This window comes from Actinomadura miaoliensis (genome assembly GCF_039536785.1).
Taxonomy (GTDB): Bacteria; Actinomycetota; Actinomycetes; order Streptosporangiales; family Streptosporangiaceae; genus Spirillospora; species Spirillospora miaoliensis.
This window is the reverse complement of sequence record NZ_BAAAZG010000052.1, coordinates 1-26,412: the sequence shown is the minus strand read 5'-3', so window position 1 is coordinate 26,412 and position 26,412 is coordinate 1. Positions and strand designations below refer to the sequence as shown.

Below are 26,412 nucleotides of genomic sequence, written 5' to 3'. Positions count from 1 at the left end.
AAGCCATTCGCGTGAAGGTCATAAGAACCGACGGGTCTTTCGAGTCGTGATCAGGCATCTCCCATCGGCGACCTCGACGCAGTCACTGCCGGTGTGACCATCTCGCCCTCGCGCCGTATGCCGACCACAACGTGAAACGTCGACGCTGGGGCGGCGGTGCCTCTTTCAAACCGCCGCCGTGCTCGATTTGCGTCGCGCAGGCGACCGCAACCGGCCACCAGCGCCACCGCCACCGCGCGGGCCGAGTGCACAATCATGGGCGGCGACGAAAGGACCCGATCGTGGCCGATCCCCTCCATCCTCCCCGTACCACCCTGCAGGTCCGGTACAACCCGCCCGTCGCGTGGTTGTTCCTCGTCATCGGCGTGGTCAACTTCGTGCTGGGGCTACTGGCCCCCGGTCTTGTCAACCTGGTGCTCGGTGCGCTGTTCATCGTGCTCGGCGCACTCCTCCTGACCCGCACGTACTTCACCTACACCCCCCACACCCGAACGTTGGAGGTAATCGCCCCGATCGGCACCCGCCGCTCCTTTCAGCCGACGGGCGCCGACACCCTCATCGTGGAGGGACGACGAATCGTCCTGGTCCAGGCAGACGGCAGACGCAAGAAACTCCCGGTCAACCGCTGGATGTCACGTCCCGACGAGTGGGACGCCGTCACCAAAGCAATCAGCCAGCCACCAAAGACGACCTGAGCCAGCGCACGGAGACCACCGCCACCGCCTGACACCGCGCCCTCGACGAGACGGCTTGTGCAAGAACGGCCGTAAGGACGGCGACGCGTTCGAGGAGCACAGCAACGGCCTCACGATCGTCTCTGCGGTGACGGAAGGCAGGGACGTCCACCTCAGCCGCGCCCGCCTCGCCCCGTCACCGACGCCGGGCAAGGCCGTTCACTGCGCGCTCCCCCAGCCCTGCCCAAGCCGAGCACCGAACGTGTCTTGGTCGTCGACCCAATCAAGGGCCAGCTGACGGTGTGACCACTGATGCCGCTGGCCCACTACCCGCACGCAATATCGCCGCTTCAAGCGCGGCGAACCCATGACCTTCGAATGACACGGACGACGGCCACAAGGCCCTGCTCTTCCACCGCCTCAGATCACTTCACGGTGATGATCTCGTGCATGCCCTGGGCCGCGTGCATGCGACCCGTGCGGTAGTCGGTCATCCAGGTCACCAGCGCGTACGTGCCCGGACGCAGCGCGGCGGAGATGACCGTGGAACGGCCCGGCGACAACGGCACCATCCCCACAGGACCGCCGATGAACGGGTAGGGGGCCGCCGGCCCGCCCTGCACGGCGGCGAAGAAGGCACCGACCTGCGCACGGGTCGTCCCCTCGGGCACGGGCATGAAGATCGCCTCATTGAACTGACGGGAATGGTTGGTCACCCGCACCGCGGCGCCGGCCCGCAACTGTGCAGGGGCGCGGAAGCGGGGGCCGTCCACCGTCTGCACCTGCACGATCTCCGCCTCGGCCCGGGGCGCGGCCGCAGCACCGTGCCCGCCTACGACGCGCAGCTTGCGCACCTTGTCCGCCAGGCCGGGAGAGCCGACGTCCTTGAAGTCGATCAGGTAGTACGTGCCGGGCCGCAGCCTGGGAGTGAAGGTGACGGGAACATCGGGCAGCACCGCCGCGCCGCCGTACATCACCGCGTCACGCTCGACGGCCCGCGATCCGGCCATGGCCGCCTCGCGGTCGGTGTCGTCGTAGGCCTGCTCCAGATCCGCCAGGTAGCGCTGGAGCGACACCCCCTCCCGCAGCCCGATCAGCCCAATGTAGGCGCCGTCGGGATCGGTCGTGGTCACCCGGAACGACGTGGCGTCCTGTGGCACGACGGCCGGGGCCGTGAACCCACCAGGCGCAACGGTGATCGCAGAGAACCGAGCCTGCGGCACGGCGGCATGCACCGTCCGAGCCTCCGCGACCGCGGTACCAGTGGCCAGCAGAGAGACAGTGAGAGCGGAAACAGTGAGGATTCGCATGAGCCGACCCTCTCCCGCCCATGATCACCCCGGCATCCGGCTCCGGCCGTAACCCTCCCCAGCCCCCTTGCAACCCCAGATGTAGCCACAAACGACCACACGGGTACACCGTCACCGCTCCAACTTCGAGCCTGGTCAGGCGCGCCCCAAACGCAGTATCGGCCAGGTGGCAGTCCCCCAGTCACCCAACGGCGTCCCCGGCAGCGGTGTACTCAGCCCGAGTCTTCCCAGCATCCGCACCAGCGCATCCGCAACATCCTGCCGAGGCCGGCCAGAACAGCCGAACGCCAAGGCGAGCGCGCTCAGTTGGTCGGGTGACCCTCTACGCACCGCTGCTGAGGCTCGGCCCCACCGCCCGGAATGCCTGGCGCTTAAGGGTCACCCACGCGTGGCGGCCCCTCGGCACTCGGCCTCGGCGGCCAGGCGCTGAACGGCATCGAAGGCGTCATAGAAGCCGGACCGAGCAGCCCGATGCCGTGCTGTCTTCCCCTGGAAAGAACTCCCGCGGCCGGGCCGACCAACGCGCCGTCCAGCGAAAGCCTGTACGCCTTGCGCAACGTGGCGCTTGTTCCTCAGCCAACCGCTTGACCCGCAGCAGCTCGGCTGCCACCCGTCAAACCCGACTCACCGCTCCGTCCACCCTGCCCGAGCTGCCACCCCGACCACCAAGGCGTCAGGGGCGACTCCTTACTTCGCCTCCCTGCGCACAGAAACGCGGAGATCGCTTGGTTCTGCCAGGCCTAATCCAGAGTCGGAGCGAAGGCGACAGACGACAAAGGCGCCCCTTTTCGAAGCCAGCAGTCTTCGACGAGTCGCTGGTCTCCAAGGCGGGCGGTCCCGGACGCGGTGCGGCTTCACCGGCCGGGACCTTGATCGAACTCTGGAGCTTCAATCCATGGGCAATCCTACGAAGAGCTGCGCCAGCCCGGCGGAGCCTGTCGCCACCCGCAGGATTTCGCGGCACGCCGCGTCCTCGCGCGGAGGCGTCTCATGGGTGTCGTAGCGGCCACACCCCCATGGGCCGTGACCGTTCTGGACCCCGACCAGGAAGTGGCCAAGCTCCGGCAGCGCTTCCCCCAGACGCCGAGCTGGTACGGCGACTTCACTGGCGAGTACCGGGCGCTGACACTGGACCGAAGCGGACAACACCGCCTGATCAGCGCCGCGCACCCGGCCGAGCTGAGCCGGCAAATCGACGCCGCCTCCCGCCAGGCCGTCCAGCCACCACCCACCCGGCGGCAGCTCCCCAAGCCCCAGCACCGACCGCAACCAGGCCCTCAACAATCGCCGCACGCCCGCAGGACTCAGCCGACACCCACCCGCGGACGCCACGAGAGGCCACGCCGCCGCACGATGCTCGTAACATTCCTGCGCCGCCTACTTCCGCCGCACAGCCCCCCACAAGCCGAGGCCGGCAGGCACCGTCGGATTCTCCACGGGGAGGCGCCCGTGATGACGGGCACCACCCACCCCCTCCAGAATGGAGGTACCCACGCCTGGCAGCTCCCCGCCAACGCGGCTTTCGCGGGAATGGCGAGGTCGCTGCTCACCTCCACGTTGGTCTCGTCGGGCCTGCCCGGGGACCTGGTCGACGCAGCCGCACTCGCCGTTAGCGAACTGGCGACCAACGCCTACATCCACGCCGCCTACGGAGGGTCGCCCCAGTCGGGAATGACCATGGAGGTGTGGACGCACGCGCGCATGTGCCCGAAGCCGCAACTCGTCGTGTCGGTCTTCGACGCCTGCCGCCGATGGAAGAACGGCCGCAAGGACAGCGACGCCTTCGAGGAGCACGGCAACGGCCTCACGATCGTCTCTGCGGTGACGGAGGGCTGGGACGTCCACCTCACCCGCGCCCGCCTCGCCCCGTCACCGACACCGGGCAAGGCCGTCCACTGCGCGCTGGCCCTCCCATCCAACTGGCTCAGGCCCTACGCGGCCGACGTCACCCCCGCTCAGGCGACTCGCCGGCTGGCCAGCTTCCTCACAGCGCGCGACATACCCCTCGATCTCAATGGCGGTCTCAACGGCGTCTACCTACTCCGCGTCCCACCGGACCTGAACGTGTGGATAGAGCCCCAAGCCGTCGCCTTCAAGCCAGGCGACGCCGACCGCATCCGCCGCCCGTTCTTCGACCTGGAGTCGGTCACCGAAGCCGTCCTGCACTACCACGAACAACACACCGCGGCCCGCGCACCAGGCCCGCGTTGAGCTCACCGGCCGTCCACGCTCTCGCCGACAGCGCCGCACAACCAGCCCACTGCCGAGGGGAGCCCGGTCGCATTCTCATCCGACCGGGTGCCCCTTCCGGCTCGCCCCATAGAGACCGCAACCACGAATCCCCCATCACCACGCGCCAGACCAGCTCGATCCTTCCTTGCTGGATGTCCCGTCTCTCTCCGAGTACAAGTTGAGGCGGTTGACCCGCTCGCTGCTGCGTTCGCCGTAACAGTCCCGCAAACGCATCGGCCCCCGCTTCATCAGCGCTCGGCCATCGTCTTGACCACCGCCCCCAGAAGATCCTACTCACACGCTCGATGTGCTCGGCAGGCCAGTTCCAGGGGCCACACTGGGGCCCTCGGCCCTCGCGTTCACCTCCTTGGATTGGTCAGCATCTGGATGGATCCGGCGGTGGTGTCACGATGCCGCGTCTGTGACCAGCGCCAACTCGTACGCCACCTGGTGGTCAGGCCCCGCTTGAGCGTGGGCGCTTGGTCGGCGTTCCTCCGCTTTCGATAACGCTTCGCCAGACGCGATACGTCCGCTCTGCATCACCCACTAGGCTGAAGTCTGATCACGCTCGGACCTCGGCTGATCGAACACCACGGCGTCGAACGATGCATCAAGCACACGTAGCGGGCGACGGGTTACCGACGGGCTTCGCACCACCGTCTACGCGACCTATTCGCCTGACGACCTAGGATACGCCATTCGGAGGAAACCTTGCCGGCTGATCCGTTGTTCACCACGCCCGACGAACAGCGGGAAGAACCCCCCACCAGACCTAAGGAACCCCGCAAGAAAAAGGCCTGGTTCAACGCAGCGCGACGCTTCACCGCGTACAATCCCCTGGACCTCGACAACTTGGGGCGTAGCGTCGAGATGGAGCTACTGGCGCGCGAGCCCGAGCCACTGGAGAACGTGCCACCGATGTATGGCAGCGGAATCTACGCACTGTACTACAAAGGCCCTCATGAGCTGTACGCCCCTATCAGTTCCGAAGAGTGCAAAAAACCCATCTACGTAGGGCAGGCACGACCAAAAGGAACACGCAAAGGCGGCGCGGAGGACAGCGAGAACTCCACCGCCCTCTGGGATCGACTCAAGGACCATCGATCCTCTATCGAACAAGCGTGCGATCTTGAAGTCGCTGACTTCATGGTTCGCCATCTCGTCGCCATCGAGGTGTTCGTTTCCCTAGCCGAGCGAGTGATGATCAGGCACTACCGTCCCGTGTGGAACAGCGTCGTGGATGGATTCGGGAACCATGACCCCGGCGCGGATCGCCGTAGGACAGGGAAGCGTCCCCCGTGGGACGAACTCCACCCTGGACGTTGGTGGTCACACCCAGGGAACATGCCGAAGCCGAGCCTGGTTCCCCCCGAGATCTCGAGGGAGCGAATCCGCGCACTGTTCGAAGGCCAACTAACCGAGGAAGATCTCGACCGCATCCAGGCCGAACAGTCCTAAGGGGACCGTCCTATCCCCCTCCCTTCGACATCCCCGCAGGTCTCGCCGAGGGGAGGGGAACGAATGCGCAGATCAAAGTCTCGTCAGCCCTAAGTTCTCCTCGAACGCACCACTTCAGCTATGCGTTCGGCGGCGGCTCGAGGGTCCTCGTGTTCCCAGACCCTGATCACGACCCAGCCCTCGTCCGAGAGGGCCCTGTCGGTCTCACGATCCCTGGCTTGGTTTGTCCTGATCTTTTCACTCCAGAACTCATTGTTCCGCTTCGCAGGTCGATGATGATCCGGGCAGCCGTGCCAATAGCACCCATCAGAGAAGACCGCGACCTTAGCCGAGGTGAATACCAGGTCAGCGCGGCGGCGAAGCTGCGAGATAGGGCGCCGATCGACGCGATAACGAAGCCCGAGAGCGTGAACCGCCGATCGAAGGGCGAGTTCCGGCCTGGTATCGCGACCACGGTTCGCCTTCATGACGGAGCGAACCGCCGGAGAACTCGCCCAGGACTTCGCCTCTGGCACCTCTCGCAACAGGCCTCGTGCCGCGGCTAGCCTCCATCCTTCCGCCAAGTTCTCGGCGCGGGTGTCTCGGTCGACCTCACCAAGGTACCTGTTTCGGGTCTTTCCCTTGTCCGACCACCTCAGGTAAGCATGGATCCTTCGACGTTTATCGAAGAGTTTCAGCTCGACCGACGCACGCGCGACGCGACCGTCACCAAGGTCGACCAAACGCCGTTCTCGTCCCCCAGCGGCACGATCCTGCTCTGCGGCGCTAGCGGCCCTACTCCGCCCAGGCCGACACCTCCACGCTTTGTCTGGAGGCGGTCTTTCCTTCCAGCGCCTGCCTTCGGCGCCACTTGCGGAGTCAGTCACTTTTCCTCCGCCTCGTCAAGCACGCGCGCGACAGCCTTGGCGAAGACCTCGCCGAGCAGGACGGGAACGGCGTTGCCGAGTTGGCGCATCTTCTCGCCGCGAGGGCCCTCGAGTCTCCAATCGTCCGGAAAGGTCATGACGCGGGCGGTCTCTCGGACGGACATGTAGCGATGAGATCCGTCATCGAGGAGTACAACAGACTCACCTCCTGGCACACCATGGACACCGGCCTTGACTGTCTTGGCCGGGCGGTCGAGCTCATTGGGGGTGTGGCCAGGATAGATTCGGGCGTTGGGCCAGCCAATGTGGTCGGAGAAGCCTCCGAGATTGCGTTCCTTGCGATCGAGGTACTGCGGCGGGATCGGAGGCAGCGGCTTCTGGCCATCGATGCCGGCGATCGCGTCGCGCAAGGTGCGCCATGGAAGCGTCTCGTCCGGTACGGGGAGTTCCGCAGGGATCCTCGCCATCACCCGGTCACGCACCTCCTTAGGCACGGTCGGATGACGCTCCCAATACGAGCCATCGATCATGGATCGGAAGAGGGCGTGCTCGGAGTATCGTGGCCTGACGAGCTCCTTGAATCTGTCGATGTCGACACCCAGATCCTCCCGGAACGCGACGACGATGATCCGATTCCTGATCTGAGGAACCCCGTAATCGGCGGCGTTGACTGCGGTCATAACCACTCGGTAGCGGCGGTCGAGCCGTGTGGCCCCCTCCTCTAGGACACGTCGCAGGACAGCGTCGTGTTCCTGCCACGTCACGCTCTCATCCCGCTGCTCGAACGGCAGCGCAAGCTCGCGAAGAATGTAGTCGAAGTAGGGCCTGAACGAGGGGCGCAGGAGCCCACGAACATTCTCGCAGATGACCGCCTTGGGCTCGATCTCCCGGATGGCGCGGAACATCTCCGGGAACATGTTCCGCTCGTCCTCGTCCCCCTTGGCGACGCCACCCAGGCTGAACGGCTGGCACGGAGGGCCTCCGGCGAGGACGTCCACGCGTCCCTTCAAGTAGTCGAAGTCGACCTTCCGGATGTCCCCCTCTCGAAGCGGGCAGGGCTCTCCGGGCTCCGGGATAGGGGGGATCTGTCCCTCCTCCACGGCCGTCGCCCCGTTCGCGAGTAGGGTCTCACACGCCCGTTTGGCGAACTCGTTGAACAGCAACGGCCTGAACCCCGCGCGGTGGACCGCCATGGCTAGCCCACCCCCGCCCGCGAACAACTCGACCGCGGTGCGGTCCTGTCCTACTCTTCGCCACTGCTCAAGCATGGCGAAAGCGTACCGCGGAGTTGCTGACCGCGCACACTTCTTCCAAGAGCGTTTTCAAATACTCGGCGGCGCGAGAGATCGCCAGGCCGCTCGCCGCCCTGACGTCGGACCCCGTTCGCCCAGGGAGTAGCGGTCCCAGGCCCGGGCCGCCCTCAGGACACGATGAGAGCGCCGTCCGGCCGACATCCACACCCCGTACCGCGAGGCGCCTCGCCGTGACGAGGGCCGAGACCAACGCCGTGGCGACGATGGCGCGCTTCCGAGACCAGCGACAGAGATCAGCGCCTTTGGAGCTGTCGCCCTAGACGGCTACGCTCATCCAGCGGTCAGGAGACCACCACGCAGGGGCATCGCGCGCAACTCATCTGGAGACGTCCGTGTCAGTTCCCAACATCAACGTCAGGCCACACGGGCGGATCCTGTCCGTGCTGGGCGACATCGAGTTCACCCAGTGGCAGTGTCTCGCCGAACTGATCGACAACTCCTTCGACGACTTCCTCGCCCAGCGTGACACGATCGGATCGGAACGCCCGACCGTCAGCATCTCGCTGCCGGGCCGCAACAGCGACGTCCGCACCGCCGAGGTATGGGTTCGCGATAACGGCCGCGGTATGAATCTCGAGACGTTGAGTAACGCGGTCCGAGCCGGCTGGACCAGCAACAACCGCTACGGCTCCCTAGGCCTGTACGGCATGGGGTTCAACGTGGCGACCGCCCGGCTGGGGCGAAGGACAACCATCAAGACGACACGCGCGGGAGATCCCTCCTGGATCGTCCTAACCCTGGACCTGGTCCAGTTGGGGCGCGGCGACGACTACGAGGTCCCTGTCCGCTACGAACCCAAGGACCACCCGGACGAGCACGGCACCCTGATAATCATCAGCGACCTCAAGCGGGACCAGTGGGACGCGCTGTCCAAGCAGGACGCCAAGATCCGTGAGCGCCTGGGAGACGTCTACAGCTACCTTCTCCGGGAACGTGACTTCCTGATCACGGTGAACGGGAAAAAGGTGCCTCCTCGCCTGCCATGCGTTTGGGACGAGTCACGCACGGTGACCCGGAACGGCGTGAAGATCCCCGCGATCATAAAGATCGACCAGCCGCTCGCTCCCGCGAAGGCATGCAAAGATTGCGGACATTGGAACCCCGAATGGGTTGAAAGCTGCGACGATTGCCAGGGTGAACGGCTCGAACTGCGCGCTCGCAGGATCTGGGGATGGATCGGTGTACAGCGATACCTTCACAAGACCGACTACGGGATCGACTTCCTGCGTAACGGCCGGAAAATCCTCATCCGCGACAAGCGCCTCTTCTTCTTCGAGGACCCGGACGGCATCGAGGATCCCGACCCCGAGTACCCTGTGGACTCCCGGCACAAGCGGGGACGCTTCGTAGGGGAGATCCACTGTGATCACGTGCCCGTCACTTACAAGAAGGACGCCTTCGAATACGATGGCCCGGAGTGGCGCACCGTGGTCCGCACGGTCAGAGGTGACAGCCCGATCCGAGAGAAGATCGCAAAGAATCTCGGATTGCCGAGGAACACCAGTCCACTCGCGAAGCTATTCACCGGATTCCGACGCGAGGACCCGGGTCTCAACTACCTGGTTCCCGGCGACGGCAAGCAGGCCCTCTTCGAGAAAGCCATCCAGTGGGCTCGGGCATTCCGAGAAGGAGACCCTGAGTACCAGACAGACCGAATCTGGTATGAGGCGGCCTTCCGTCATGATCATCCTATCGTTCCGGAGTCCGCCGACGACCCGGACGATGTCCTTGGAGAGATGGGGCTCGAAGATAACGACAACGAGAAAGCCGACGAACAACCGGACGCCTCACCCACTGGAGGCGCCCCGGAGCCGCCTCCCGGCGAGACTCTCGACCAGAGGCTGGCCCGTTATCGGGACAAGGCAGTCCAAATCGTCGACCTCTCCGGCAGATACGAGGCCACAGGCCTTGGTGGTGTCGAACTAGTGGCGTGGGCTGTTAGAGAACGCAGGCTCCAGGACCCCGCAGGAAACTTCGTTCCCGCGTTCACCCACATGTTGAAGGCGCCGACGGTCGAAATCTTCCTCGCGGTGAACAACCCCCTGTTCACCGGCTTCGGCGTCGACATGCGTGACCTAGCGATGGTCGAACTCGCCGAGTTCATGCGAGTTCGAGGCCGAGACCCCAAGCCGTTGTCGGCGGTGCTCGCCGATATCAAGAGTCGCGCGACCGATCAGAAGATCACTCCGGATGTCCTCGCCAGCAGGGCCGGCAGGCTGCTGGACCGCATCCGAGAAGCCATGCACCGGGAGATCAAGGGTGCGCCGACCGGTTACTGGGAACTTCTCCAAGAGGGAGAACGCGCGCTGGCTCAGCGGCGATTCGCACTCGAACGCGGCGATGCCACGTGGGAGACCGTGGTGGAGTCCGGCGAGTTCGCATTCTTTCTGCCGGCCAACGCTGTTATGAGTCTAATCGAAAAGCGGCCTGAGGCGTTCCTGGATGGCAAGGTTTTCAAACGTGCCTATGTGGGGCTGACCGACGACAACTCCCGGGTCCTAGTCGTCTCACGACTGGTCGGATTCGTGAGTGACCTCGCACTCATGGAGGAGCATCAACCGAGGCTTGGCTTCATCGAACTACAGCGCGTGAAGTTGAGCTGCCTATTGGTCGAGGCCGACCTAGCGGACACAGAATAGATGGACACCACAGGCTCTGGATTCCTCGAACCAGCCTTTCTCCTCAGCCTGGGACCGAACCAGTTTCCTCGGCAGATAGAGCGGCTGCTCTGGCACCTTGGGTTCACTGATGTGGCGAACATCGATGGCTCCGGCGATGGAGGTGGCGACCTGCTGGGCCGCCGTAGAGGCCAGGCGTGGGTTCTCCAATGCAAGTGGAAGAAGCGCGGAATCGTCAATGCCGCAGCCGTCGATGAGGTCGCCCGAGCTCGCGATCAATACCGAGCGGACAAGGCGGCTGTCGTCACCAACATGCGGTTTAGCGTCGACGCGACCAAGCGCACCGACCAACTAGCTCTCCTGGCGCCGAAGATTAACCTTTGGTCAGGATCCACGCTGGAGAGGGTGTTTGCGCAGGTAGACGAGAAGTTCACCGAGGTAGTCCTCAGGACCTACCAGGAGGAAGCCCGAAATGCAATCAATCGAAGGCTAGAACGAACGGGTCGCGCCCTGCTCGTGCTAGCTACGGGACTTGGCAAGACCGTAGTCAGCGGAGAGGTCATCAACGACCACCTTGAGCGCTTCCCCTGCGATCAGGTCCTGGTGGTAGCCCATACCAAGGACCTAGTCGACCAACTCGAACGCGCATTGTGGCGCCACCTCCCCAAGATGGTGAAGACACGCCTTCTTACTGGAGAGGAACGGCCAGACGATCTCGATGGCGTAACCTGCGCCACCCTGGCGAGCGCTTACTACGCGGTCCAGCGAGGTTATCGCCCGAGTCTCGTAGTCATCGACGAAGCTCATCACGTGGGCGAGGACGGCCAATACAGCGAGTTGCTCAATGCGCTCGCTGACTCTCGCCAACTCGGAGTGACGGCGACACCGTGGCGAGGCGATGAATACAACATCGCCCACCGCTTCGGGGAGCCCGTCTTCAAGTTGGGTATCGAAGACGGAATGCGTAACGGGTACCTCGCCCAAGTAGATTACCGGCTGTTCGTCGACAACATCGACTGGGAAGTGGTCCGAGACGCCAGCAAGAACTCCTATAGCCTCGCGGAACTCAACTCCAAGCTCTTCCTTCCGGAGCGGGACGAGGCCATCAGGGACGAACTCGCAGCCGTCTGGGGCAACATCGTCGAGCCACGAGCCCTAATTTTCTGCAGAACGGTCGAACACGCCGAACGCATAGCAGACCTCCTTAAGCGGAACCCCCGTTGGTCCGACGCCCAGGCCGTGCACGCGAAACTGCCCAAGCGAGAACGCCAGTCGCGACTCCTGGCCTTCCGCTCCGGCGCCATTCCGATTCTGACCGCCGTCGACATCCTGAACGAGGGCGTCGACGTCCCCGATGTCAACATCCTTTGCTTCGCGAGAGTTACCCACAGCCGACGCGTCTTCGTCCAACAGCTTGGCCGGGGCCTTCGACTCCGTGAGGGCAAGGAACGCGTTATCGCTCTCGACTTCGTCAGCGACCTCCGCCGCATCGCCGCAGCGCTGAACATCAAACGCGAACTGGAGGTCGATGAAGTCGAGACTCTCCAAGGAGTCGCCTCGTCTAGCATCGAGTTCTCCGACCAGCGCGTCGGATCACTTATGAATGAGTGGATCAAGGATGCCGCCAACTTGGAAACCGCCTACGATGAGGCCCGTCTGCAATTCCCAGACCCTTCAGCGACTCGAGGTTGGTGACTGTTGTCCGAGCTTCCCGAAGCGATCCGTGACGAAGTGATCACAGAACTGTATCGACAGGCCGACGAACTCGACTGGGAACTCCTCACCCAGACAGAGAAGAAGCTCCAGTACCGCAAGTGGATCGAGGATCCTCGAGTCGGAGGCGTCCTGCGCCCCTTCTTCGACGACCACCGCATGGGCACCTGGATCAAGGACACCCCCATGAAGGAGTACGCCAGGGCCCAGGAAGGTCTTGGCAGCATGGCCAAGTACGCGCGCAGTCGCTTCCCTGGCCCCGAAAACCTCATCGAGCGAACCCTCGGCGCCGCGTGGTCTGTGGTGGAAGGCAGCGTTGGCGAGAAGCCGACGCACTGCCTAGCAGAGCGATCGGGCGTCCAGCGGTACGTCTGTTGGGGCCGCCCGAAGACCTTCCGAGATCTAACCTGGGCAGCGATCAACAAGGCGGTCACTATGCCCACAAAGCCCCTGATCATCGTCACTCTACAGGACGGAATCGTGGCATCCGAAGCAGAAAAGAGGCTTCAGGTAGCCATTGCCGAACACTGCGGTATCGAAATTCGGTATCTCCATCGTCAACTTCAGCGCCACCTCGAATAACGTCTTAAATATTGCATCGCGCGAAGTAGGCGGCGACTCTATTTTCTGTATAGAAAGTGCGACCGTCGCCAGACTCCGGCGATCCTCGCGGATGTGCCCGAGAATGCCCTCCGGCGGAGTATCTGATTTCAAACCTTCGGGCTAGATGGTCATCCTCCCATTCGGGTGGACTGTCACTGATAGCAGCGGCGCGATCGCATGCTTGGTGCGCTCGCCCCGGAGAGTTCACCTGCCCCTTGGAAAATCCGTCTGCCCAGGTCAGTCTTGTTTGATCACTCATCGGGTCCCGCCCCCTAGAGCTAAGACGTCGACACCAGGAGGCGAGACGGGCATTATGTACACGTGGCACGCATCAGAGAATTTTTCGAGACCACCAACTCGTCAAAGCCCCATCCCACTGAGGTCGAGTGCGGCTACCAGAAGGTGACCACTCCCGCCGGTGACCTACTGCAGCTCAGCACGTATGGGTCGGACGCTCGTCAATCAGAAAAGAAGACGAGCCAGACACTGCAGCTCGATCGCGTGGCGGCTGCTGAGCTCCTGCGGATCATCAAGGAGACCTTTCCAGGTCTGTCATAGCGATGTCCAGGCGGTGTGGCGACTCCTCGCTTCGGTGCGGAGGAGGGGGCGGAGAGTCTCGCGGGAGCGGCCTCTTGTTTTGATTGCGTGGCAGTTGGGGCAGAGGGCGATCATGTGTTCGGGGTGGTCGCGGCCCCAGGTTGAGCGGTCGTCGATGTGGTCGATCTCGAGGATGGGATCGCCGGAGTCGGTGACATCGTCGGGTTGGCCGGCGCAGAGGGGGTTCTCGCAGCGGCCGTTGCTGCGGAGGAGGACTGCTCGCCGCGAGTCGTCGGATCGGACGGGCTGCGTGCGGGTGTTGGTCGTCGTGCGGTTGTGGTCGCCGCGGGCTTCGGCGGCTTCGATCTTTTGGCAGAGGCGTAGGTACTCCTCGACCGGGCTTGGTGGCTGCGCTGGTGGACGGACGGGGCCAGTCGGCAGGAGGCCTACGTTCTTGAGGAGCGGCTCGGGGCAGGGGCCGTCCCAGAAGCGGTGGCCTAGCTCGGTGATGACGGCGGCGCGGGCCGTGTCGGAGGTGGCGGCGAGTTCGTAGGCCCAGGTGGTGAGGCCGCCGTGGGGGTTGTGGTGTTCCAGCCACTTGATCGGCTCGCCGCTGGCGGGAGGGATTTCGCCGGTGTGGCCTTGGAGTTCCCACAGCTCGGTGCGCGTCAAAGCCAACCAGGGGAACTCCGGTCTTGGTCTTGAGCTCGGTCGGCCGTACTGGAGGAAAAGGCCACGTAGTTCTGTGTGTGAGTCCTGCCAGGAGACGAGGCGGGGGCGGCGGTGGGCGGCGCGGCCCAGGGCCCAGAGGAGGGTGAGGGGTTGGTGTCGGGCGGGTCCGTCGGGGGTGCCCGCGACACGCAGTCCTTTGACTGCTGTGAGGAGTCGCTGGTGAGGGGTGGATGCTTTGTCCATGGTCACCTCGAAGCCCAGCTTGGTGAGGAGGCGGCCGACGGTCTGCCGGCCGCCGGAAAAGTCGTCGGCTGCCAGGGGCCTCCCCGAGACGTGCCGGTACGCCACGCCGACGATGGCTTTGGAGTCGTAGTAGGTGCCGTTGTGGTGGAGCCAGTAGTTGCGGGAGGGGGCGTAGCCGTACTGGGCCAGGAAGCGTTGTTGTCCCAGGCGGTCACATTCGGCGACGGCGTTGAGGATCGCGTCGCGTGTGATCGCTGAGAGGTTCATGGGTGGGATGGTATGCCCGGGTTGCGACAGTTTTGCTTATATCCTGCGGGGACGCGGCGTCCGCGGTCGGCGGGCGGCTGGCTGTGCGGAGACTGCGTGATCAGAGTTCTCATCGCGGAGGATATGACGATCCTTCGCGAAGCGCTGGTCGAACTCCTGTCGCTGGAGGGCGACATGGAGGTCGTCGCGGAGGTGGCCGCGGGCGGGGAGATCGTCCCCGCCGCGCTGGAGCATCGGCCTGACGTCGCCGTGATCGACATCGGGCTGCCCGGGCAGGACGGGGTCTCGGCGGCCGCCGAGCTGCGGGAGCGGTTGCCCGACTGCCGCGTCGTGATCCTCACGGCGATCACCAGGCCCGGCACGCTGCGCGGCGCGCTCGGTGCCCGGGTGGACGCGTTCGTCCCCAAGGACATCCGGCCGGCGGAGCTCGCGGACGCGATCAGGACCGTCGCGGCCGGTGGGCGCGTGGTGGATCCGGATCTGGCCCTGGCCGCGTTGCAGGCACCGGAGAGCCCGCTCACCCATCGGGAGACCGAGGTGCTGCGCATGTCGGCGACCGGCGCCCAGCCCATGGAGATCGCCGAGCGTCTTTTTCTGACGTACGGGACCGTCCGCAACTACCTGAGCTCAGCCGTCGTCAAGCTGGGCGCTCGGAACCGGGTGGACGCCATCAGGATCGCGAGCGAGTCGGGCTGGATCTGACCGGAACTCGGCGACCACCTCGAACAGGTCGCCGGGGCGGTGCCCCGCGGTCAGCCGGCCACCGGTTCGCTGGGCGAGGTTGCGGAGGCCGGTCTTGGGTCGCTCCGGCTCACTCGGGGCAGCGGGGGGTTTGGCGCCGTCGTTGACGACTTGTAGCCGCACGGTTCCGGAGTCCTGCGAGACAGTGATGGCGCAGGTCCCGGCCTGGCTGTGCCGCAGGACGTTGGTGACGGTCTCGCGGAGGACGGTGGCCAGCGCGGTGTCGACCTCGTCCGGCAACGCGGGGATTCGCACGTGTGTCGTCGTCTCGATTCCGGCCGATCGCAAAATCTGACGGGCCGCGTCGATCTCGGTCGTCAGGGTGAGCCGGACGCGGCCGCCGACGATGGAGTGCAGCTCGGCCATCGTCTGTTCGACCATCGCGATGAGCGAGGCGAGCTCGGTCCTGGCACGGTCGGGTGCGGTGTCCAGGAGACGTCCCGCCACCTCGCCCTTGAGTGCGACGGCCGAAAGGCTGTACCCGAGAACGTCGTGCAGGTCGCGGGCGATCCGGGTCCGCTCCCGCCGAACCGCGTCCTCGGCGAGGTCGTGACGTGTCCGTTCGAGGACGGTGGCCAGCTCGGTGAGGCGTCCGAGGGAGTACACCAGCCACATGAGCATGACGTGGCCACCGAAGCTCGCCAGGGCGTTAGCCACGTTGTCGTTGGTGTAGGCGAGGAGTACGGCCAGATGCCCGGCCAGTGTGACGCCGACGATCAGCCATGATCGGGGCGGGCGCATCCTGAGGAGGACCGAACCGCTGAAGAAGCTCAGTACTCGATCCCACGATCCGGGGAGGACCGCGAGCGGCAGCAGGATCAGCGCCGACTGCGCGACGAACGTCACCCGGGTGCGCGGCATCATCTGCAACACCACGATCGCGGTGAGGCCGAGGACGCCGAGGGCGAGGGTCAGCGGGTTCACCCGCTCGATGAAGTGAAGGTTCGTCGTCGCGAGCACGCACTGGATGACCAGCACCGCCAGCAGGACGTGACGCGCCAGGGCCGGTGACTCGACCTGTGCCGGATAGCCGGGAACGGGGCCGCCACGGTAGGCGCCCGCCGTGGCCCGGACTTCGGCCATGGTCTCCCGGGCGAGCTCGGTCGCCGCGTCCAGTTCGTGGCGGGCGTCGGCGGCGTCCTGCCTCGCCGCCTTCCGCATCCGGAACGCGATCGCCTGGAGTCTCCCACCGAGAACGTCGCGCAGCTCACCGTCCAGTCGCAGGCGCTCCCGGAGCAGAGCCAGGCGGGCCAGTTCCTCCCTGGCGCCCGCCAGCCGTTCCACCGTGCCGACGAGTGCGGCGACGCTGAACACGATGAGGCCGTCGTCCGCCGTGACGATCATGTACCAGATCGCCCAGTAGGCCCCGTACCCCAGCAGCGCGGCGACCACGCCGGCGGTGCCCACGACCATGACGAACAGCGGCCACGCCCACCGTGCGGGCAGAACGCAGAGCACGGCCGCGGCCACCGTCCACGGCATCCAGTCCCATTCGAACCCGACGATCGGGAACGGCAGGAGATACAGCAGCACCACGGCGGCCAGCAGCACATGGCGGAAGGCCTGGCCACGGCACGGCGCCATGAGCACGATCAGCGGCGGATACGAGGCCATGGCGAGCAGCACGCCCGACGGCCAGAAGCCGCCGGTGATCCCGCTCGCGACGCGGATGTAGATCAGGATGCCGAGAGACGCCCACAGCATGCCCCGAGCCGGCCGAAGCGGAAGCCGGTCGCGAGCATGCTCCACCCGGCCTCCCCCGCGAAACCATGACAAATGCACACCCGCCCGATGACAGGGACACTACCGAGGGGCCTGAGCCCGTTGCCAGCCTTTCCTCCTGGCAGAACCATCACTCCGGGACGAAAGGGCGTGCGGATGGAGACGGTCACACCGCTTGCGGCGGAAGCGGAAGGCGATGACGGCTGATGGAGCCGACCCAGGTGATGCCGGTCGCGTCCCTCCTGTCGATCGTCACCGTGGAGTTCGGCGGGCACGCGCTGCTGAAGTTCATCACCACGGACGGCGGCAGGCTGGGCGAGCTGCGCGAACGTTTCTTCCGCGCCGGGCACGCGCACGCCGGGATCCTGCTGGTGCTGACGCTGGTCTACTGGCTCTACCTGCCCCGCGCGGGTTACTCGAACGGTCTGGAATGGGCGTTCGGTGCGGTGCTCCTGGCCGGGGTGCTCGCCCAGTCGGGCGGATTCTTCGTTCACCTCGGGGTCGGCCAGGCGGGCGCACGATCTTTCGGCACGACGCTGACGCGTGTCGGTGCCCTGCTGATCGCCGTGGCGCTCGTCGCGCTCTCGGCCGGGCTCGTCCGAGAACTCTAGGAGAGGGATGTTCCTGGTCACAGGCGCGACAGGCAATGTCGGGTCGGAAGTCGTCGGCGCGCTCAACGAGTTCGGTGCACCGGTGCGCGGACTGGTGCGCAGGGCGGACGCCGTGTTGCCGGACGGCGCCGAAGCCGTCGGCGGCGACCTCAACGAGCCCGACGGGCTGACCGACGCGTTCAGGGGCGTACGCGGGATGTTCCTTCTGCCGGGATACGCGGACATGCCCGGGTTGCTGGCTCGGGCCCGCGACGCGGGTGTGCGGCGGGTGGTGCTGCTGTCCGGCGGATCGGCCGCGCTCGCGGACATGAGCAATGCGATCTCCCGCTACATGACGCTGTCCGAACGGGCCGTCCGCGAGTCCGGACTGCCCTGGACGTTCCTGCGGCCTCGGTCGTTCATGTCCAACGCGCTGCGCTGGGTGCCGCAACTGCGGGCGGGAGATACGGTGCGTGTGCCGTTTGCGGATGTGGCGGCCGCCTGCATTGATCCGCGCGACATAGCAGCCGTCGCGGCGCGGGCGCTGACGAGCGGTGGGCACGAGGGCCAGGTCTATGAGTTGACCGGCCCGGAGGCACTGCTGCCCGCCGACCAGATCGCCGTTCTGGCCACGGTGCTCGGCCGGGACCTGCGCTGTGTAGGCCTGCCGGACGAGGAGGCCCGCGTCGAGATGGAGAAGAGCATGCCCTCCGAGTACGTCGACGCCTTCTTCCGCTTCAACCGCGACGGCACACTCGACGAGTCGCAGATCCACCCGGACGTCGAGGACGTGACGGGCCGACCGGCCCGCACCTTCGAGCAGTGGGCGAGGGCCCATGCTCACGACTTCGACTCATCGCCCACGGACCGCGTTCAAGTTCGATAAACCGTCGCTGCCCGACCACTTCACCGACGCCGTCCCGTCCAAGCCACCCAGCCGGAGCCCGCCTCCCAGAACTGCCCTTGTGGGCCCGTCCTGCCTGGGCGTTCTGCCGGGACGTTCTGCCGGGACGTCCTCCCGAGGTCGTCCTGCTGGGACGTTCCGCCAGAGCTGCCCTTCCGGGGCCGTTCTGGTGGGGCCGTCCTTCCGGGGGCCGGCCTGCCAGTGCAGCTCTTGGCCGTCCTGCTGGGCCGTCGTTTGGGCCGTCCTGCCGGGCCGTCCTCCCGGGGTCGTGCTCCCGAGGTCGTCCTGCTGGGACGTTCTGCTGGGACGTCCGGCCGAAACGTACTGGCAGGGCCGTCCTGCCAGAGCTGCCCAACCGGGGCTGCCCGTCCGGAAACGTCCTGCCGAGACGTCCGGCCGGGGCTGTCCTGCCAGGGCCGTTCTACCGGGGCCGTCCTGCCAGACGTTCTGCCGGGACGTCCTGCCGAGACGTTCTTCCGGGATGTTCTGTCAGGGCTGTTCGTCGGAGCGGCCCATTCGAGCGGCCTTGTCCGCGCCCTTCTCGCCCTCACGTGGCGACCGCTGTCGTCACCCCACGAAACCGAATCATGGAGTTGAACAGCCGTGCTCAAGAGGATTTCAGTTACCGCCGCGGCGGCGGCCCTGGTCGTCGGATTGACCGGCGCGGCGGGTGCGTCCGTCCAGTACCAGCCCACCGCGCGGCACGTATCCGCCGCCCCCGCCGACAACCTCACCCCAGGCGCGTACCACCGAGCTCTCGACCCGCTGGTCGGCACCTGGAAGGCCGTCAAGTACAACTACATCCTGGGGTCCGGGGGCGAGCCGATCGTGTCCCGTGACATCACCGTCAAGATGCGCTGGATCAGCAAGACCGGCGGCCGTTTCCTGGAGGAGAAGACCGAGGGGACTCTCGGCGGCAACCGCTACTACCGGGTCGGAATCCTGGGCTTCTCCAACATCGACCGCCGCTACGAGTGGACCACCTTCGACAGCGTCACGCCGACCGCCATGACCTACCGCGGCGCCCCGGTCGCCGGGACCTCGTCCGTGCTGTCCATCCCCGGCACGTTCACCGATCCCGGCGTGCTCGGCCCGGACTACCTCGGCAAGACCATCGCCATGCGCACGGTCATCACCATCGCGAGAGACGGTCGCCACAGCTTCGACCTCTACTTCACCCCGCCCGGCCAGAGCGAACGCCTCGTCGACCGCGTCATCTACACACGGAGGGTCGGATGAGGCCACGCGGGTGAGTCGGCTCGGCGGCGGCTGAGCAGGCCGCCGCGCCTCTATCCGCCGCCGGCTGTCGTGCGCGTCACCGCCCGGCCCGGCACACCGTTGATCACATTGACTTAGACCTGGCCGTCATCCCCTCGCGTCGGAGAACCCGGCGACTACGGGGATGGCGGCCGAAGTCATGCTGCTGACAGGGACGGGACTGGCCCGTCTGGGGGCTGGGGTTAGTGATGGTCTCCCAGGACGCGTCGCTCTGCCCTGAGAGTCGCGCACCTATGGGACGAGACCAGGGGCACCACATCTGGCACCGGGGGGGAGTGGCCCTGGTCGTGGCGTCCCTAGTCGCGGCCCTGGCACACCACCCGGCCCCGCACGGCACGACCGGACGCGTCCTGGCGCACACCGCCGCGCTGCTGACCAGCGTGACGTCACTACCAACTCCCTGCACGGCGGCACCACCGTCATGCACATCACCATGGCCGCCCCGCTCACCGCCTGCGACTCGACCGCATACGTCCGCGTGGTGGCTGGGGGGGCGATTGTGGGTGCGGCTGACCGGCGTGGCGTTCACCCCTACTCCCGGGAAGGCGGCACCACCGTCATGCGCATCACCGTGGCAGCCCCGCTCACCGCCTGCGGCCGGACCGCATGCGTGGTGGCTGGGCGGCTCGGCTGGCGGGTGCGGCTGACCGGCGTGACGTTCACCCCTACTCCCTGCACGACGGCACCACCGTCATGCGCGTCGCCGTGGCTGCTGCGGTCACCGCCTGCGGTTGGGCTGCATGCTCTGCCGTCGGGCGAGGGTTTGAATTTCTGGAGTGTGTCGGCGTGGTGGTTGGGGGCTCTGCTGGTGGGGGCGGTGGCTGCGGTGGCCGGCACGAGGTTGGGCTCGTTGTGCGGGGGTTGCTGGGGCAGAGCGTGTCTGGGCGGGGCGGAGTGTGGATGGCGTGGGGGGCAGGTGGCGGGGGTGCTGTGAATGGGTGTGAAAACAGGGGTTGTCGCTGGAAAGCGCTTTCCCTAGCCTGGGGCGCCCGTACCAAAGGCGGAGAGGTGGAGCATGGCTTTTCTCCGGGGCGTCGGCGTGATGGGGTCGGTGCTCGCGGCGGCGGCGGTGGGGGTCGTCTCGGTGGGGGCGACGTCCGCGCAGGCGGCGAGTGAGTTGTATGTGGCGACCAGCGGCAGTGACGGTAATCCGGGGACGCAGGCCCAGCCGTTGGCGACGATTCAGAAGGCGGTCGACCTGGCGCAGGCGGGGACGACCATCTACGTGCGGGGTGGGACGTACGCGCCGAGCGCCAACGTCCAGTTGAACAAGAACGGGTCGGCGAGTGCCCCGATCACGTTGACGGCCTACGGCAGTGAGCGGGTCGTCATCGACGGGGAGAACATGCCGTACACGCCTGGTGCGGTGGGGTCGAGCATTCCGCGGGCGCAGCGGGGCGCGTTGCACATCGAGGGTGACTATTGGCGGGTCGTCGGGCTGGAGATCGTCCACGGGCCGTACGGGATCTTCGGGCTGGACGCCGGCAACAATGTGTTCGAGCGGCTCACGACCAGGGACAACTACGAGAGCGGGCTCCACCTGCAGGGCTCGTCCGGCAACAACCAGATCATCAACCTGGACAGTTACGGGAACCGGGATCCGCGCAAGAACGGGGAGAGCGCCGACGGCCTGGCCATCAAGGAGGGGTCGGGCACGGGGAACGTCGTGCGCGGCGCCAGGTTGTGGAACAACTCCGACGACGGGTTCGACGCGTGGGAGTTCCTGTCGTCGATCCGGATTGAGGGCAGTGTCGCGTACGGTAACGGGTTCAATCGGTGGAACCTGCCCGACTACACCGGTGACGGCAACGGGTTCAAGATGGGCGGCGGCGACCCGGATCCGGCGGCGAATCACATCGTCCGCAACAGCATGGCCTGGCAGAACGCCGTGGCCGGGTTCATCGACAACGGGAACCCGGGCTCTCTGACGATCGAGCGCAGCACGGCCTGGAAGAACCCCGGCAACGGCTTCGACTTCGCCGACTCGGATTCGACGCTGACGAGGAACCTGTCGGCGAGCAACGGCACGGCCGTTTCGCTGGGGTCGAACTCGGGCGGCAGCGGCAACTCGTGGAACCTGGGCGGCACCTGGAACGACGCGTCGTTGGTGAGCACGGACGCCTCGGTCATCACCGGGCCGCGGAATGCGGACGGGTCGATTCGGCCCTCGGAGTTCCTGCGTCCCAAGAACGGGGCGGACCTGGGGGCGCGGCTCTGAACTCGGCGGACGCCGTGGCCGGCCAGACGGTGCGGTGTTCGTTGATCGCCGGGCTGGGCCGCCGGGTGGGAGTAGCCGGCGGCCCGGCCCGGCACGCCAGGCGGAGGGCTGAGCGCAGCCGAGGTACGCCTACGACCTGGTGTGGGAGCACTGCCTCCGAGGCGCCGCGCATCGTGCGGTCACGGCGGCGTGGGCGTCACCAGAGCGCGGCCTGGAGAGGTGTCAGGGCAGGTCGAACGGGGGGAAGGAGTAGCCGTTCCAGAGGGCTCGTTCGTTGCCGCGTGGGTCGTTCGCGATGGTCGACGAGGTGTTCCACATCATCGTCGCGCGTTGTGGTGCTCGGTACGCGGGCCAGTACGGGCGGGAGGACGCCTTGCTACGGCGCCTGTTCGGGGTGCCGGTGCGGGCGAAGGTCGTCCAGGCGTCGAGCATCTGATCGGAGAGGGTGGTGAGGCGGGCGCGGTCGGCGGCGAAGCCTTCGGCGCCGCCGAGGATGCCGTTGAAGCGGAACGTGCCGAACATGAAGGGCAGTTCGATCGTGTGCACGGCTCCGAAGCCGGACGGGGGACGCCAGCCGAACTCGTAGACGTAGGTGGGGCGCCACCGGCTCTGGGCCTCGGCCAGGCGGAGGGCGGGGACGCGCATTCCCTGGTCGGTGAACATCGCGAGGGAGGCGTCGAGCGGGGAGCGTCCCCTGCGGTAGACGGACGTCATCTGTTCGCGGCGCGCGGCGAGTTCGCGGGGGAAGAAGACGTCTTGGTACTGGGCGGCGATCGCGCGCATGGCGTCGGGGCCCAGCTGGCCGAAGAAGTTCATTTCGTCCTGGGTGGTGCCGAGCAGGATGTCGACGCGGCGGGCGTTGCCGGCGGCGACGCGTTCCGTCACCGGGCCGCGGACGAGCGTGCCGTCGACGTACGGGCCGAAGTGCAGGGCGCCGAGGACGCCTGGTGAGGCGGTTTCGATCGTCTTCTCCTGCATCTCGAGGAGCCGGGCGACCGGCATGCTTCGCAGTTCGTCGATGGATTTGACGGGGAGGGTCGCGGCCATCCGGCGCTTGTACGCGGCGGACTGGACGAGCGCGCCGCTGCCGCTTTGGAGGACGACGCGGCGGAACAGCCGCTCGGGGTGGGCGGTGGCGAGCATGGCGCTGAGGGAGAACGCGCCCGCCGATTCGCCGACGGCCGTGATGTTCGCGGGGTCGCCGCCGAAGTCGGCCACGTGGTCGCGTACCCAGGTCAGGGCGGCGATCTGGTCGCGCAGGCCGTTGTTGCCGGAGCCGCGGTAGGCGGGGTCGAGGTCGCCCAGTTCCGTCCAGCCGAGCATGCCGAGCCGGTAGTTGAGGGAGACGACGACCGCGTCGCCGCGGGTGGCGAGCTGCGAGCCGTCGTAGCGGGGCTCGTTGGCGGTGCCGAAGCGGGCGGCGCCGCCGTGGACGAACACGATGACGGGCCGTTTGCGCTGGTCGGGACGCGGCGTCCACACGTTGAGGTAGAGGCAGTCCTCGTCGGTGTAGACGGGACGGTCGTCCGGATAGTCCTCGGACAGGCCGTCGCGGTCCTGCGGGCAGACGGCCTTGTCGTTGGTGGCCTGGAGCGTCTTTCCGCGCCAGGAGGCGACCGGCTGGGGTGGGCGGAAGCGGCGGTCTCCGGTCGGCGGTGCCGCGTAGGGGATTCCGCGGAAGACGCAGAGGCCGTCGCGGGCGGCGCCGCTGATCTTGCCGAGGGTCGTCGTCGTCTCGCATGACGCGTGACTCGACGCGGCGACGGACGTTGCCGACGCCGAGCATGCGGACGTCAGCAGCAGGGCGGCGGCCGCTGCGAGTGCGGCGGTTTTTCGCATGAGCAGTCTCCTGTGTTCGAAGGCTGCTGCGAGGTTCGGGCTTCGGGGTGCTCGGCCGGATCGCCGGAAAGGGCGATGTGCGTCTCCCTCGCGTGAGGGAGATCAGGCGTCGCCGGGGACCACGAGGCCGGACTCGTAGGCGAAGACGACGGCTTGTGCGCGGTCGCGCAGGCCCAGCTTGGTCAGCACGTTGCTCACGTGGGTCTTGACGGTGTGCTCGCTGACCACCAGTTCGGCGGCGATCTCGGCGTTGGAGCGGCCCTTCGCCAGTTGCCGGAGGGTGTCGACTTCTCGTTCGGTCAGCTCGGCCAGGCGGCGGCTCAGCCCGGGGCGGGCGCGGCCCCGGCCGACCAGGTCGGCGATCAGCCGGCGGGTGATGCTCGGGGCCAGCAGCGACTCGCCCCCGGCCACCTGCCGGACGGCGCGCACCAGGTCGTCGCGCCGCACGTCCTTGAGGAGGAAGCCGCTGGCTCCCGCGCGCAACGCCTCGTAGACGTACTCGTCGACGTCGTACATGGTCAGCACCAGCACCTTGGCGGTGGTGCGGCGGCACACCTCGGCGGTGGCCTCGACGCCGTCCACGCCGGGCATGCGGATGTCCATGAGCACCAGGTCGGGTTCCAGTTCGACGGCCTTGGCGATCGCCTCGGCGCCGTCGGCGGCCTCGCCGACCACGGTGATGTCGTCGTGCGCGTTGAGGATCATGGCGAAGCCGCCGCGGAAGAGGTCCTGGTCGTCGGCGATGAGTACGCGGAGCATGTCGGCCTTCATCCGATCGGCAGTCTTGCGGTGACGACGAAACCCGGCCGTCCTCGGCGCACGTCCAGGGTGCCGCCGCAGGCCGCCACCCGTTCGCGCATTCCGATGATGCCGTGTCCCTCGCGGGGTTCTTCGTCGGCGCCTGGGCCGTCGTCGGTCACGGTGAGCTCCAGAACGGTGGGCGACCAGCTGAGCCGTACGCGCACGGATTGCGCGCCGGAGTGCCGGATCGTGTTGGTCAGCGCCTCTTGGACGATGCGGTACGCGGCGACGCCCACGTCGGACGGGACCTTCGAAGGCTCGCCGAGCGTTTCGAGTTCGGCGTCCAGGCCCGCCCGGCGGGCGTTGGTGATCAGGGACGGAATACCGTCCAGCCCGGGCATCACGGCGGCGCGCTGGGTTCTGGCAGGGGTCGCGTGCCGCGTGGTGGCCGGCGCCGTGCGCGAGGACGTAGCGGAGGACGTTCGTCGCGTGGTCGGGGCGGGCTGCTGCGCCATTGCCGGGCCGGATGCGGCCCGGGCAGGTGGGACGGGCGGCTTGCCTTCGGGGTTGCCGCGCAGGGAGCCGAGGATGAGGCGGAGCTGGGCGATGGCGTCGCGTCCTGTCTCCGCGATGGCCTCGAACGCCGCCTCGGCCTGCGCCGGGCGGTCGCGGACGACCAGCGGCCCGGCTTCGGCCTGTACGACCATCAGCCCGACCGAGTGGGTGAGGATGTCGTGCATGTCGCGGGCGATGCGGGTGCGTTCGCGTTCCACGGCGGCGGCGCGTTCCTCGACGAGGCGGCGTTCCCGCTCACGTTCGGCGAGTCGTGCCGCGCGTTCGGCCGCCTCCGCCGAGCGTTCGGCGGCCTCGGCGGAGCGTCTGGCGCGTCGGCCCAGCCCGAGCGCGTACGCGGCGACGACCGCGGTGACCAGGTAGCGGGACGTCTCCAGGTTCTCGTGCGGGACGACGAGCGACACCACCACGCCGATGACGAGGGCGGCGGTGGCGACCGCGCGCGGCACCAGGGGCATCGTGCGGGCCGCGAACGTGAAGACGCAGACCAGGACGCCGTACGGCAGGAGCAGCAGGGGCGGGTCGGGCAGCACCTTGTAGGTGAGCGCGAGCGTCATCATCGCGCCCCCCACCACGGCGCCCACGGCGAACATCGCCCTGTTCCGCCACAGCACCGGCACGGACGTCAGGACCGCCAGCGTCACCACCCACCACGGCTGCACGTGCGGGACGAACGCGGGCGTGACCGTCAGCAGGATGACGACGGCCCCCACGGCGGCATCGGTCCGGGACACGCCTAGGCCCAGCGGCACACGCAAGCCCATCGTCTACCCACCTTTCTCGAGATTCGCACAGCCGCCGCGATGAGCCCCTCACCGCACCTGTTCGCACGTCTCTGGGACTCCCCACGCCTGTGAGGACACTGGCCGGCGCCTATGCCCCTGCATGCGAAGCCAGAGGCTCTCTGAGGTTCGGGGAGTGGGGTGCGGGTATCGCCGCGGTGTACGGCGCCATCCTGCAGGAGGGCGCCGCATCCGGGAAGGGCTGGAGCGCACGGGCGCCTCCCCTGGTCGACGAAGCGTTGCCAGCGTAGGCGTCCGGTACGCGGGGGCACTTCGCTCGTGTGAGGGATCCGGGATCCCCCGGGCGAACGAGCAAGCGCCCCCCGGATTTCGATCTTCTTTATGTCGTCCCTTCTTGGATGGGCGTCGACGACGCCGAAGGGAGCGGGATGACATCCGAAGGGATCGGACGGCGTGACGCCCTGCGGGCCTCGCTGGCGGGCGCGGCCGGCGCTGCGGCGGGGGCCGAGGCGGTCGAGGGCGCGCGGAGCGCGGCGGCGGCCGAGAGGACGGCGCGG

21 protein-coding genes are annotated in these 26,412 nt (G+C 67.0%); 12 read left to right on the top strand and 9 right to left on the bottom strand.

Annotated elements, in window-relative coordinates:
- Positions 1 to 281 precede the first annotated feature (281 nt).
- Complete coding sequence (locus ABD811_RS32935; RefSeq protein WP_344955602.1) at positions 282 to 695, top strand: hypothetical protein; 414 nt, start codon at positions 282 to 284, stop codon at positions 693 to 695.
- Between the two features lie 404 nt (positions 696 to 1,099).
- On the opposite strand, the gene ABD811_RS32930 is transcribed toward ABD811_RS32935, so the two are convergent.
- Positions 1,100 to 1,807: a hypothetical protein gene (locus ABD811_RS32930; RefSeq protein ID WP_344955601.1), complete on the bottom strand. Its 708-nt coding sequence runs from the start codon at positions 1,805 to 1,807 to the stop codon at positions 1,100 to 1,102.
- A gap of 1,065 nt (positions 1,808 to 2,872) precedes the next feature.
- Complete coding sequence (locus ABD811_RS32925; protein ID WP_344955599.1) at positions 2,873 to 3,253, bottom strand: hypothetical protein; 381 nt, start codon at positions 3,251 to 3,253, stop codon at positions 2,873 to 2,875.
- 183 nt (positions 3,254 to 3,436) lie between these two features.
- On the opposite strand from ABD811_RS32925, the gene ABD811_RS32920 reads away from it, so the two are divergent.
- Together ABD811_RS32920 and ABD811_RS32915 are read left to right on the top strand one after the other, a co-directional pair.
- The gene (locus ABD811_RS32920) at positions 3,437 to 4,195 is read left to right on the top strand and encodes an ATP-binding protein (protein WP_344955597.1); all 759 of its coding nucleotides are present in this window, start codon (positions 3,437 to 3,439) and stop codon (positions 4,193 to 4,195) included.
- A 732-nt stretch (positions 4,196 to 4,927) separates the two neighbouring features.
- Entirely contained in the window at positions 4,928 to 5,674 is a 747-nt protein-coding gene (locus ABD811_RS32915; protein ID WP_344955595.1) for an Eco29kI family restriction endonuclease, read from the top strand.
- 89 nt (positions 5,675 to 5,763) lie between these two features.
- On the opposite strand, the gene ABD811_RS32910 is transcribed toward ABD811_RS32915, so the two are convergent.
- Together ABD811_RS32910 and ABD811_RS32905 are read right to left on the bottom strand one after the other, a co-directional pair.
- Positions 5,764 to 6,189 (bottom strand): very short patch repair endonuclease, encoded by a 426-nt coding sequence (locus tag ABD811_RS32910; RefSeq protein ID WP_344955968.1) that lies wholly within the window; start codon positions 6,187 to 6,189, stop codon positions 5,764 to 5,766.
- 347 nt (positions 6,190 to 6,536) lie between these two features.
- On the bottom strand, positions 6,537 to 7,808 hold the full coding sequence (locus ABD811_RS32905; protein WP_344955594.1) for a DNA cytosine methyltransferase: 1,272 nt from the start codon (positions 7,806 to 7,808) through the stop codon (positions 6,537 to 6,539).
- A 377-nt stretch (positions 7,809 to 8,185) separates the two neighbouring features.
- On the opposite strand from ABD811_RS32905, the gene ABD811_RS32900 reads away from it, so the two are divergent.
- The 4 genes from ABD811_RS32900 to ABD811_RS32885 all read left to right on the top strand — a co-directional run bounded on the left by ABD811_RS32900 (position 8,186) and on the right by ABD811_RS32885 (position 13,345).
- Entirely contained in the window at positions 8,186 to 10,492 is a 2,307-nt protein-coding gene (locus tag ABD811_RS32900) for an ATP-binding protein (RefSeq protein WP_344955592.1), read from the top strand.
- Positions 10,493 to 12,166 (top strand): DEAD/DEAH box helicase, encoded by a 1,674-nt coding sequence (locus tag ABD811_RS32895; RefSeq protein WP_344955590.1) that lies wholly within the window; start codon positions 10,493 to 10,495, stop codon positions 12,164 to 12,166.
- A 3-nt stretch (positions 12,167 to 12,169) separates the two neighbouring features.
- Positions 12,170 to 12,766: a hypothetical protein gene (locus ABD811_RS32890; RefSeq protein ID WP_344955589.1), complete on the top strand. Its 597-nt coding sequence runs from the start codon at positions 12,170 to 12,172 to the stop codon at positions 12,764 to 12,766.
- 342 nt (positions 12,767 to 13,108) lie between these two features.
- The gene (locus ABD811_RS32885; RefSeq protein WP_344955587.1) at positions 13,109 to 13,345 is read left to right on the top strand and encodes a hypothetical protein; all 237 of its coding nucleotides are present in this window, start codon (positions 13,109 to 13,111) and stop codon (positions 13,343 to 13,345) included.
- On the opposite strand, the gene ABD811_RS32880 is transcribed toward ABD811_RS32885, so the two are convergent.
- Positions 13,340 to 14,506, bottom strand: coding sequence for an HNH endonuclease signature motif containing protein (locus tag ABD811_RS32880; protein WP_344955585.1), 1,167 nt, complete (start codon positions 14,504 to 14,506; stop codon positions 13,340 to 13,342). The genes ABD811_RS32885 and ABD811_RS32880 overlap by 6 nt on opposite strands.
- Positions 14,507 to 14,602: 96 nt before the next feature.
- Between ABD811_RS32880 and ABD811_RS32875 the strand changes: the two genes are divergently transcribed.
- Positions 14,603 to 15,208, top strand: a complete 606-nt coding sequence (locus ABD811_RS32875) for a response regulator transcription factor (protein WP_344955583.1) — start codon at positions 14,603 to 14,605, stop codon at positions 15,206 to 15,208.
- Here the strand turns inward: ABD811_RS32875 and ABD811_RS32870 are convergent.
- Entirely contained in the window at positions 15,134 to 16,951 is a 1,818-nt protein-coding gene (locus ABD811_RS32870; protein WP_344955581.1) for a sensor histidine kinase, read from the bottom strand. The genes ABD811_RS32875 and ABD811_RS32870 overlap by 75 nt on opposite strands.
- Before the next feature lie 224 nt (positions 16,952 to 17,175).
- Between ABD811_RS32870 and ABD811_RS32865 the strand changes: the two genes are divergently transcribed.
- From ABD811_RS32865 to ABD811_RS32850, 4 genes are all read left to right on the top strand, one after another.
- Entirely contained in the window at positions 17,176 to 17,580 is a 405-nt protein-coding gene (locus tag ABD811_RS32865) for a hypothetical protein (protein WP_344955580.1), read from the top strand.
- A gap of 7 nt (positions 17,581 to 17,587) precedes the next feature.
- A complete protein-coding gene (locus ABD811_RS32860; protein WP_344955578.1) occupies positions 17,588 to 18,445 on the top strand; it encodes an NAD(P)H-binding protein in 858 nt (285 codons plus the stop codon).
- A 621-nt stretch (positions 18,446 to 19,066) separates the two neighbouring features.
- Entirely contained in the window at positions 19,067 to 19,702 is a 636-nt protein-coding gene (locus tag ABD811_RS32855) for a DUF1579 family protein (protein ID WP_344955576.1), read from the top strand.
- 1,054 nt (positions 19,703 to 20,756) lie between these two features.
- A complete protein-coding gene (locus ABD811_RS32850) occupies positions 20,757 to 21,959 on the top strand; it encodes a right-handed parallel beta-helix repeat-containing protein (RefSeq protein WP_344955574.1) in 1,203 nt (400 codons plus the stop codon).
- A gap of 222 nt (positions 21,960 to 22,181) precedes the next feature.
- Here the strand turns inward: ABD811_RS32850 and ABD811_RS32845 are convergent, their stop codons facing one another.
- The 3 genes from ABD811_RS32845 to ABD811_RS32835 all read right to left on the bottom strand — a co-directional run bounded on the left by ABD811_RS32845 (position 22,182) and on the right by ABD811_RS32835 (position 25,876).
- Complete coding sequence (locus tag ABD811_RS32845; protein ID WP_344955572.1) at positions 22,182 to 23,798, bottom strand: carboxylesterase/lipase family protein; 1,617 nt, start codon at positions 23,796 to 23,798, stop codon at positions 22,182 to 22,184.
- A gap of 102 nt (positions 23,799 to 23,900) precedes the next feature.
- A complete protein-coding gene (locus ABD811_RS32840; protein ID WP_344955570.1) occupies positions 23,901 to 24,557 on the bottom strand; it encodes a response regulator in 657 nt (218 codons plus the stop codon).
- A gap of 8 nt (positions 24,558 to 24,565) precedes the next feature.
- Positions 24,566 to 25,876 (bottom strand): sensor histidine kinase, encoded by a 1,311-nt coding sequence (locus ABD811_RS32835; protein ID WP_344955569.1) that lies wholly within the window; start codon positions 25,874 to 25,876, stop codon positions 24,566 to 24,568.
- Between the last annotated feature and the right edge of the window lie 536 nt (positions 25,877 to 26,412).

Bases quoted from the DNA above. Each gene is read 5' to 3' on its own strand.
- ABD811_RS32905 (WP_344955594.1), bottom strand. From the start codon at position 7,808: ATGCTTGAGCAGTGGCGAAGAGTAGGACAGGACCGCACCGCGGTCGAG.
- ABD811_RS32880 (WP_344955585.1), bottom strand. From the start codon at position 14,506: ATGAACCTCTCAGCGATCACACGCGACGCGATCCTCAACGCCGTCGCC.
- ABD811_RS32860 (WP_344955578.1), top strand. From the start codon at position 17,588: ATGTTCCTGGTCACAGGCGCGACAGGCAATGTCGGGTCGGAAGTCGTC.
- ABD811_RS32920 (WP_344955597.1), top strand. From the start codon at position 3,437: ATGACGGGCACCACCCACCCCCTCCAGAATGGAGGTACCCACGCCTGG.
- ABD811_RS32895 (WP_344955590.1), top strand. From the start codon at position 10,493: ATGGACACCACAGGCTCTGGATTCCTCGAACCAGCCTTTCTCCTCAGC.
- ABD811_RS32850 (WP_344955574.1), top strand. From the start codon at position 20,757: ATGGCTTTTCTCCGGGGCGTCGGCGTGATGGGGTCGGTGCTCGCGGCG.
- ABD811_RS32835 (WP_344955569.1), bottom strand. From the start codon at position 25,876: ATGGGCTTGCGTGTGCCGCTGGGCCTAGGCGTGTCCCGGACCGATGCC.
- ABD811_RS32870 (WP_344955581.1), bottom strand. From the start codon at position 16,951: ATGCTGTGGGCGTCTCTCGGCATCCTGATCTACATCCGCGTCGCGAGC.
- ABD811_RS32840 (WP_344955570.1), bottom strand. From the start codon at position 24,557: ATGCTCCGCGTACTCATCGCCGACGACCAGGACCTCTTCCGCGGCGGC.
- ABD811_RS32865 (WP_344955580.1), top strand. From the start codon at position 17,176: ATGGAGCCGACCCAGGTGATGCCGGTCGCGTCCCTCCTGTCGATCGTC.
- ABD811_RS32845 (WP_344955572.1), bottom strand. From the start codon at position 23,798: ATGCGAAAAACCGCCGCACTCGCAGCGGCCGCCGCCCTGCTGCTGACG.